This is a genomic window from Auritidibacter sp. NML100628, from assembly GCF_003185985.1.
Taxonomy (GTDB): Bacteria; Actinomycetota; Actinomycetes; order Actinomycetales; family Micrococcaceae; genus Auritidibacter; species Auritidibacter ignavus.
This window is the reverse complement of the sequence record NZ_QHLP01000027.1, coordinates 1-8,509: the sequence shown is the minus strand read 5'-3', so window position 1 is coordinate 8,509 and position 8,509 is coordinate 1. Positions and strand designations below refer to the sequence as shown.

The 8,509-nt window shown below is 61.0% G+C and carries 6 protein-coding genes; all 6 read left to right on the top strand.

Annotated features, from left to right (window positions below; translation table 11 throughout):
• Positions 1 to 145 precede the first annotated feature (145 nt).
• Positions 146 to 1,054, top strand: coding sequence for an IS3 family transposase (locus tag DCC24_RS11775; protein ID WP_110100092.1), 909 nt, complete (start codon positions 146 to 148; stop codon positions 1,052 to 1,054).
• Between the two features lie 62 nt (positions 1,055 to 1,116).
• The gene (locus DCC24_RS12465; protein WP_233492095.1) at positions 1,117 to 1,410 is read left to right on the top strand and encodes a recombinase family protein; all 294 of its coding nucleotides are present in this window, start codon (positions 1,117 to 1,119) and stop codon (positions 1,408 to 1,410) included.
• Positions 1,367 to 2,797, top strand: coding sequence for a recombinase family protein (locus DCC24_RS11770; RefSeq protein WP_233492094.1), 1,431 nt, complete (start codon positions 1,367 to 1,369; stop codon positions 2,795 to 2,797). Before DCC24_RS12465 ends, DCC24_RS11770 begins: the two co-directional genes overlap by 44 nt.
• Before the next feature lie 80 nt (positions 2,798 to 2,877).
• A complete protein-coding gene (locus DCC24_RS11765) occupies positions 2,878 to 4,260 on the top strand; it encodes a polyketide synthase (RefSeq protein WP_158524686.1) in 1,383 nt (460 codons plus the stop codon).
• Positions 4,253 to 7,495: an aminotransferase class I/II-fold pyridoxal phosphate-dependent enzyme gene (locus tag DCC24_RS11760; protein WP_110100090.1), complete on the top strand. Its 3,243-nt coding sequence runs from the start codon at positions 4,253 to 4,255 to the stop codon at positions 7,493 to 7,495. Before DCC24_RS11765 ends, DCC24_RS11760 begins: the two co-directional genes overlap by 8 nt.
• A gap of 593 nt (positions 7,496 to 8,088) precedes the next feature.
• On the top strand, positions 8,089 to 8,509 hold a 421-nt coding region (locus DCC24_RS12700), incomplete at its 3' end, for an NAD(P)H-binding protein (protein ID WP_146206332.1).

The window sequence follows — 8,509 nt, the reverse complement described above, 5'->3', positions numbered from 1 at the left end:
CCATAGTTCCCAGACTCGGCGGCGTTCGGTCTCCGGCAGTCCAGGTCGTCCTAGTTTCGCCATATTCCACCTCTACCAGAAGTTGACTAGGGGTGTTGCACTGACGGTTTGAGTCTAGAGCGGCCTTCTTCGCCAGGGAGCAGGACTGAACGAGAAGTCAGCCCTGATCGAGGCGGAGAAGGACAACTACCCGATCGACTGGATGTGCACCCAGCTGGAAGTGGCGCGTTCCTCGTTCTACGCGTGGCGGGCCCGGGTCGGCACCACCACGGCTACCGAAGCCCGCCGGGAAGTGTTGAAGGTCGAGATCGCCCGGATCTTCGATCAACAGCGCGGCACTGCTGGCTGTCGGCGTGTGGCTGCTCAGCTCAACCAGGAGGGCTTCGAAGCTTCGGTGGGGTTGGTGGCCGAGCTGATGCGTGAACTGGGGTTGAAGGCGGTGCAGAAGCGGGCGTATAAGACCACCACGGTGGTCGACGGTCGAGCCCAGGTCTTCGAGGATAAGCTGGGCCGGGACTTCGCTCCAGAGTCCCATTCTCCCGGTACTGCACTGGTGGGAGACATTACCTACCTGCGTACCGGTCAGGGGTGGCTGTACCTGGCTACCGTGATCGATTTGGCCACCCGGATGGTCATCGGTTGGCAGACCGCCACCCACCTGCGCACCAGCCTGGTCATCGACGCTTTGGAGATGGCCCGCACCCAGGGTGGAGCGAAAAAGAATGCTATATTTCACTCAGACCATGGGTCTCAGTATACTTCAGATGAATTCATTAATTATTCTCAACAACACGGATTTATCCAGTCGATGGGCAGGACCGGGGTCTGTTGGGACAACGCCGCCGCGGAGTCATTCTTCGCGACGTTGAAGAACGAAATGTATCACCAGCAGGTCTTCACCACTCGGGGCAGGGCGCGGTTCGCTGTGGCTGAGTACATCGAGGTCTTCTACAACCGGCGCCGCCGCCACTCCAGCCTGGGCTACCGCACCCCAGCACGAGCCTGGGCCGACCACCACGAACCCACCACCGCGGACCCACCCGCAGCGGCCTGAAACACAAGAAAAACACCGAGAGACTGTACGAAATCCTTGACACAGCCCACTGGTGCGAGCCATTGCGCTGGTACCCCGACGTGATCGTGCGTGACTCCGGCAGGTCTGCCTCCCAGTGGCGGAAGCAGATCCGCGAGGGCTTCGACGAGGTGATGGCGCTACTCGAGGAAGGTAGGCACGGCGGCTTCGTCACCTGGGAGCCCTCCAGAGCCGCGCGTGACCTGGAGGTCTACGTACAGTTGCGTAAGGTTTGCCGCCGAGCGAATGTCCTCTACCTCACCCACGGGCGCGTCTACGACTTCACCCGATCGGATGATTCGTTCGCGATGGGGGGAGTTCTTACGGGCCGAAGCTGACGCAGACACGATGCGCGAACGGCAACTGCGCACCGTGAAGCTCAACGCCGAGCGCGGACGCCCCTACGGTCGCCTTCCCTACGGGTACCGGAGGATCTATGACCAACTCACCGGCGTGCTTCTCCGGCCAGAGCCCGACCCGCACAAGGGCGAGATCGTGCGGGAGGCGGCCCGCGAGGTGCTCGCAGGCAAGTCGCTGCACTCGGTGGCGATGCGGCTCCAGGATGGCGGGGAGCCGACCCCGATGAAGTCCTGGACCGAGGCTCCACGTGGGTGGGAGGCGAACACCGTCCACCAAGTGCTGGAGAACCCGACCATTGCGGGCAAGCGGGTCTATCAGGGCGAGGTCATCGGTGATGCCCAGCAGGAGCCGCTGATCGACTGGAAGACGTTCCCACGGCTTCAGCGCCTGTTCGCCGATCCCGGTCGCAGGGTCAAGGGCGGTGGCGGTACGCAGGCGAAGACTCTGATGACCCACATCGCCAAGTGCCACTACTGCGGACGCCCCTTGAAGCGGGCCGTCCTGAGGCGCAAGCATCAGGCGGATGCGGTCAAGTACTACTGCGCGTTTCGTGGCTGCTACAAGATCACCATCGCCCAACAGGGCCTGGACGACGACGTCGAGGAGGCCGTGCTGACCTGGTTCGAAAGCCCCGAGAACCTCGCCCGGCTCACCGGTGACGACGGAAACGAGTGGATCGCGAACGCGCAATGCCGCGCAGGAACGCCGGGGTGCGTTGGAGACCAGTCTGGACGAGGCAATCGCCCAGTACACCGCCGGGCAGTTGAACCGCGACACGCTCACGAAGGTCGAGCAGACCCTGCGCCCGCAGATCGCGGCCGCGGAGCGGGAATTGATCCCGCCGATCACCGACGACCGCGTGAAGGCCCTGGTCACTGCTCCAGACTTGCGGACCGCGTGGGCGGGACTGCCACTGCCGGAACAGCGAGCGATCATCAAGGCCGGGTTCGATATCCGTATCCAGCAGAGGCAGAACCGCGGTCAGAATGCCTTCGACAAGCGGCAGGTGCACATGGAGCCGCGCACCAGATCATCCCGGCAATGGACGGCGGCCCACAGGTCACCGGGTGCGACCGAGCAGGGTGTTGCGTACCAAGGCGACCAGCTCGCCGCTCATCGGCGGGAACTGGCTCGCAGCTTCGCGGGCGGCAGCACGGATGCGCTCGCGCTCCTCTTCGGGCAGATTGCTCGCGCCCCCTCGCTTCTCGTCGATGGCGTGGTCTCGGGGCCGGTCTGGATCTGGGACGTCGGGAGGCTGCTCATAGCTGGCAGGTACATGTGCACGTCCGTGACGTCTCGGAGCCCACGGCCGAGCGAGGGAGACGGTGGGTGCGAGTTTCGCTCCGATCACGCCCTGAGCAGTGACCGCCACATGTCGACGCATCGATACACAGTGTATTAGACTGTCGATGCAGGGTGTATCGAACCGAGTGAACGGAGGCACCATGGGGACCGACCTCATCGCAATAACAGGTGTCGCCGCACGATGCGCCGGCGCGGAGAACGTCAACGAGTACTGGCGGCTCCTCAGCGCTGGGCGCCCCCAATTCAGGGCCGTTCCGGACGATCGCTGGGCCAGGAGAGAGACGGATCGTTTCCCCGGGCGTGACAACCTCAGCTACTCGCACACAATGGCACCCGTCGCCGATCCGTTCGAGCTAGACGCAGGGCGGTTTCGAATCCCGAAGGCACGCGCAAAGCGTATGGATCCGCAGCAGCGAATGGCGATCAACCTGGTCGACGAATTGCTCGGTCGAAACTCGGTCGGTGATCAACCGCAGAAAGATCGCCGGATCGCAACAATCATCGGAGTCAGTTCCACCGACTACCGGTCCATCAGCACCGCACCGGTCGTATCGGATCTTCTTGTTGATGGAACGCTGGGAAATGGGAGCCCCACTGAGCGCAGGATAGTGCGCGACGTTGCGAACGTCGCCGTGCAGCCCATGAGCGGTCATACCATGCCCGGCGTACTGGCCAACATGATCCCGGCTGCCGTGCAGTCCACATTCAACCTCAACGGCCCCGCATTCAGCGTTGACTCGGCATGCGCATCAAGCCTCACCGCCATCGAAATGGCGTGTGCGATGCTACAGCTCAAACGGACACGGGCATGTATCGCTGGCGGCGTTTACACCGCATTGACTCCAGAAGCGCATGTTGGATTCTCCGCCATCGGCGCCCTGTCTAGAACTGGGCAGTGCCGCCCCTTCACGTCTGTTGCCAACGGTTTTGTCATAGGCGAAGGCGGTGCCATGGTTCTGCTCAAGCGTCTCGACGATGCGCTCGAAGACGGCGACGACATTCTCGGCATCATACGGGCCCTTGGCTCATCAAACGACGGTCGGGCTGAAGGCGTGATGACGCCGACTGTCAGCGGTCAAATCAATGCGATCGAGGAAGCGGCGCGGGTCAGTGGCGGAGTCTCGCTCGAGGTCGATGCGATCGAAGGGCACGGTACAGGGACGGTCGTCGGCGATAGGACGGAGTTGGAGACAATTCATCAGGCATACGCCGATAGAGTCTCCAGAGATCCCATCCGTCTTGGCTCGGTCAAGGCTGTCATTGGGCACACAATGGCGGCATCGGGAGCCCTCGCAGTCGTGAAAGCAGTGCTGTCGCTCATCCACAACCGTTGGCCGGCGCAGCCCGTCGAAGACCAGATCGTCCCTCACTCTCTCTTGGAGGCGACGGGTGTCAGGCTCACTGAGAGCGCGCTCGACAAGCCAGCACGAATTCGACGGGTCGCCGTGAACTCCTTCGGGTTCGGTGGCACGAACTCGCACATAGTCATCGAAACTCCAGAAGAGGTGGTCACGCATGCCTAGTCCGACGGTAATCTTGCTCTCCGGTGCCACAGAGGATGAGCTCCGTCTCAGGGCAGCCGAACTCAGCTCACATGTCAAGAACCTCCCCGAAGCCATCACTCGGGACCCGAAAGCCGCGAGAGAGTGGCTCAACGATGTCGCTGCACGGTTGGCGCTGCGAGATGTTCAACCATATCGAGCCGCCATAGTCCCGGATGACATCAGAGATTTCGATCTGTGCTTGCAGCAGATCGTCACCGGAGAAATCGTCAGCCAACCCTCGGATCCTCAGCAACACGTCGCGGTCTCCTATGTCCCAAAGTCGACCAGTGTGCTCTACCTGTACCCAGGCCAGGGAAGTCAGCGAGTCGGGGAGCACTCGTCCCTTGCAGCCATTGACGATGAATTCCGCCATCGGGTCATCGAGCTGGAAGAGCACTTCCAAGAGCCGCGGCTTGCCCCACACTTATCCCAGGCTTGGGCGAGAGCACAACAATCTCCTGAACCTGCCTGTGTCGATGTTTCCCACACTGCGGTAGCCCAACCGCTGCTGGCCGTGACCGCCATAGCAGCAACCGAAGCATTAGCCCGGATCGGCGTGAGTCCTGCGACTGTATTGGGACATAGCGTCGGAGAGTTCGGTGCCCTTTGCGGCTCCGGACTCTTGGAGCCAAGCTCCGCGTTGACCTTGATTCGCGAGCGAGCGCGGTGCATGAGTCGGGTCGGCGAGGGAACCGGCATGCTCGCAATCCGCGACTCGGCGGAGACCCTTCAGCCCATGGTCAACGATTTTCCGGGCACATACATCGCCTGCGACAACGCTCCAACCCAAGTCGTGATCGGCGGAGATAACGGCAGCCTTTCGGCGCTCGAGGATGAGCTTGCTGTACGAGACATCGCATATTCTCGCCTCAGAACGGCTGCGGCATTCCACACGCCCTATTTCGCAGAAGCCGACGATGAATTTGCGAATATCGTCCACAGCTACAACTGGTCGACATCAGAGACCCAGCATCGGGCCATGTGCGTCTCGTCGGTCTCGGCACAGCCTGTCCTGCGCCAACAAGACGCAGCCGACCTCATCAGCCAGCAGCTGGCAAGAACGGTCCGGTTCCGAGAAGCAGCCCACACCGCCCAGCAACACTCGCCTCACGTCGTCGTGCAGATCAGCGGAGGAGATTCGCTCATCCACATGTATCGGCAGTCGAATCCAGACTTCGCCGGCATGGGGATCGCACTCGGCGGCCGCTACGACACGCCTTCGGGTATCGCCGATGCAATCGCGCGACTGTTCTTGAGCGTCGCCGACTTCAAACCGCACCGGATAATCAGCAACGGAGGTACAGCAAGCATGTCGTGGACCCAGTCATGGACGAGCCAGAATAGCGTGGTCAACGGCGCTACGCGGACCGCGCCCAAGGGCGATGACAAAGCTGCTGCTGAGCAGCCGCACGAGACCGAGGCGAATCGCAGTCAGACGGCGATGGCTTCCTCACCAGCACGGTCAACGCTTTCCGACGACAGCATGTCGCCGCCTGCTGGTGCAGAGTCGTCGCTGTCCACGCAGATTCTCGCGCTCTTTCACGAGCAAGTCACAGTTCTGTCCTCACTCGTAGGCGGAGGCCGAGTCGGCACTGGACAGCCGCAAAACTACGAGCTTGCCGTCAATGTCACAGCTCCAAGCGCTGCCGGAGTCACCCCCGACCCTGCCGCTCTAGATCGCGACAGCCTCGCCTGGGAAGTCAAGGCGGTCGTCGCCGAAGTCGGAGGATACCGGGTGGAAGAGGTCAGCGATGACGCCACGATCGGCAGCGACCTCGGCTTCGACTCGCTGATGCTCACCAACATCATCACGCGAATCAATAACCGGCTGCCGTCCTGGGTCCCGGACGAAGAACGGATCGGCGCGGCCGATTCTATTGGGGACCTGATCGATGTGATCGCGGGCCAAATGGGAGTATCGACGAGTCGCCCAGCTGACGGCGGTGTGCTCTCGTCATCGACCGGTGTTGACAAGGCGACGAGCGATGTTGAGCCCGAAACGTTGCGTGTATACGAGATTCCCGACGTACTGGAAACGACACAGAGGCTTCATACCACTGCGGAACCCGATGGGAGCATCCCGTACTACATCGAACATGAGTCAGTAGCCGGCTCAACCACGACCGTCGCCGGACGAGAGTTGATCAGCTACAGCTCATACAACTACCTCGGTCTCGCCGGTCATCCTCGTGTAGTCGAGGCCGTCCACGACGCGGTAAACCAGTACGGAACCTCCGCGTCAGCCGCACGAATTCTGTCCGGAAACCGTCCTCTGCATACAGACCTCGAAAACTCTATCGCTTCCCTCGTCGGTGCAGAAGATGCCGTGGTGCTTATCGGCGGGCACAGCACAAACGCTAGCATCATCCCCCACCTCTACGGCCCTCAGGATCTCATCCTGCACGACTCCCTCGTCCACGACAGCATCCACCAGGGCATGAAAGCCTCGGGTGCGAAGCGGCATTCGTTCGCTCATAACGACGCTGGCAACCTAGCTAAGGCTCTGGAAGCTCGCCGCTACCGTTTTCGCCGAGCTTTGATCGTAACTGAAGGCATCTTCAGCATGGATGGTGACGTCGCAGACCTTCCCCGCTTGCTTGAAGTCGCACGCAAGTACGATGCCCACATCATGGTCGACGAGGCTCACAGCATCGGCGTGCTCGGGGCCTGCGGGGGAGGGATATGCGAAGAGCTCGGTGTTGACCCAGCGGAAGTCGACATCTTAATGGGCACACTCTCCAAGAGCCTTGCCAGCTGCGGAGGATATATCGCAGGAAGCAAAGCGCTTGTACAGCACCTCCGGTACACCCTGTCGTCGTTGGTGTTCAGCGCTGGCCTCACCCCTGCCAACACAGCTGCCTCGGCAAGCGCGATCGAGGTCATGAGGGACGAACCGGAGCGACTGCGACGTCTGCGGGAGAACTCCCGCTACTTCCTCACCGGGGCTCAGGCGCGCGGGCTCAACACCGGCGATGCCAGCGGAGTTCCTGTGGTTCCCGTAATTCTTGGCGACTCAGCGACTGCAATCCACGTGGCACAAGAGCTCAACGATGACGGGATTAGCGTGAATCCCATCATCTATCCCGCCGTCGCCAACTCGATGGCGAGACTGCGGTTCTTTATCACCAGTGAGCACACGACGCAGCAGCTCGATAAGACACTCGATCGTACTGCCCATGCGGTCAACGTTGCCGGTGTCCGGCAAGTTCGTTAGCTTGCGATGTGTGCTGATTACTGCCGTATCGTTGTCATGTCTCGAACGCGACACTGGCGTTCACATCCGGACGTCTGGCAAGCTGCGCGAGCAGTCCTCGAACGCGGGAGTGCGAACAACGAGGCCAGTCAACCACTACGTCAGCTCCGTCTCATCGAAAGACTGCTCTCAGGCGAAGAACACTACGTCACGCTCCCACCATCCGCATCAGCGCGCAGCCTCGGTATATCGGCGAGCCACGAAGGCGCACAAACATTTGTAGCAGTGTCACATCACAAGGTCGCGATTGATGCATGTCTAGTGAGCAGGTCGACGGAAATCCAATTCGTCGCTGACCTGGTATTTCGTTCGGAGGAGTCAGCAACACTCCGGACAGACTGGGACCTGTGCAGAGCGTGGACAACACTGGAGTGCCTGAAGAAGCTTCGCGGCACTAGGATGATCGCGAAGAATCGACCGACACCAGTCATGTATCACGCCCCAAAGCGCTGTCTAGTTTTCATGAACACAAGTCATTTTAGCCACTCGACCGCCGCCGGGGATTCAAGGATCTACTGTGTCGGAGTAGCTACAGAATCAAAGGAGAATAGACAGTGACCGACGAACGCCGGGTAGCGGTGATAGGTGCGAGTGGACAAATCGGACGCCTCGTTGTGAGTACGCTGACCCAACGTGGTGTTCGAGTCGTCGCCATCTCCCGCCGGCGAAGTGATGCTCCTTCCGCTGGAGGGGTCTCCTGCCGGGAGATCTCCTCATATGAACCCACCCAGCTAGAGCCAGCACTTGCCGACTGTACGGACGTTATCGCAACAGTCGGTTTGCCTTATCGGGCGCGCATATGGAACCAGGAGTGGCCAGGGCTGGTTCGCTCCATCGTGTCGTCGACTGAAAGCCGTCAGACTCCGCTCACCTTTCTCGACAACCTCTATGTCTATGGCCGGGCTGAATCGCCGATATCTGAGTCACAACCGATGGCTCCCTGCAGCGAGAAAGGATCTGCCAGGCTCAAGGGCA

Bases quoted from the DNA above. Each gene is read 5' to 3' on its own strand.
- DCC24_RS11770 (WP_233492094.1), top strand. From the start codon at position 1,367: ATGATTCGTTCGCGATGGGGGGAGTTCTTACGGGCCGAAGCTGACGCA.
- DCC24_RS11765 (WP_158524686.1), top strand. From the start codon at position 2,878: ATGGGGACCGACCTCATCGCAATAACAGGTGTCGCCGCACGATGCGCC.
- DCC24_RS11760 (WP_110100090.1), top strand. From the start codon at position 4,253: ATGCCTAGTCCGACGGTAATCTTGCTCTCCGGTGCCACAGAGGATGAG.